Here is a 941-nt window from a genome sequence, read left to right as displayed (position 1 = left end):
GATGTCCACCGCCTGCGCCGGCTGCCCATCCGACCCCGGCACCGTGCCATGCGTCGGCTTGCCCTCGGCGTTGAACCGGTCGAACGTCGCACCATCCGCGCTCACCTCACGCGTGACGTCACCAGCGGCACTACGGTCCACCGTCGTGCCGTCCGCATAGGTCCACGTACTCGACCCGTCAGCGCCATAAGCAATCGACACCTCCTGCGCCGGCTGCCCATCGGTCCCCGGCACCGTTCCGTGCGTCGGCTTGCCCTCGGGGGTGAACCGGTCGAACGTCGCACCATCCGCGCTCACCTCACGCGTGACGTCACCAGCGGCGTTACGGTCGACCTTGGTGCCGTCGGCATACGTCCACGTGCTGCTGCCGTCACCGCCGTAAGCGATGTCCACCGCCTGCGCCGGCTGCCCATCCGACCCCGGCACCGTGCCATGCGTCGGCTTACCGTCGCCGTCGAACCGGTCGAAGACGGTGCCCTCGGAGGTGGTCTGCCGAACCACCACGCCGTCAGGGTTGCGCTCGACCTTGGCGCCGTCGGCATACGTCCACGTGCTGCTGCCGTCACCGCCGTAAGCGATGTCCACCGCCTGCGCCGGCTGCCCATCCGACCCCGGCACCGTGCCATGCGTCGGCTTGCCCTCGGCGTTGAACCGGTCGAACGTCGCACCATCCGCGCTCACCTCACGCGTGACGTCACCAGCGGCACTACGGTCCACCGTCGTGCCGTCCGCATAGGTCCACGTACTCGACCCGTCAGCGCCATAAGCAATCGACACCTCCTGCGCCGGCTGCCCATCGGTCCCCGGCACCGTTCCGTGCGTCGGCTTGCCCTCGGGGGTGAACCGGTCGAACGTCGCACCATCCGCGCTCACCTCACGCGTGACGTCACCAGCGGCGTTACGGTCGACCTTGGTGCCGTCGGCATACGTCCACGTGCTGC

General features: G+C 69.1%; 1 protein-coding gene. It reads right to left on the bottom strand.

Translation table 11 applies throughout. The features are described 5' to 3' along the window. Window positions 1-941: hypothetical protein (locus tag KBX34_RS33180; protein ID WP_210929005.1), on the bottom strand; the 941-nt coding region annotated here is incomplete at both ends.

The sequence above is a fragment of the Micromonospora sp. M61 genome, from assembly GCF_018070245.1.
Lineage (GTDB): Bacteria > Actinomycetota > Actinomycetes > Mycobacteriales > Micromonosporaceae > Micromonospora > Micromonospora zamorensis.
Note: the sequence above shows the minus strand (reverse complement) of the source record. Positions and strands in the feature narration are given on the sequence as shown.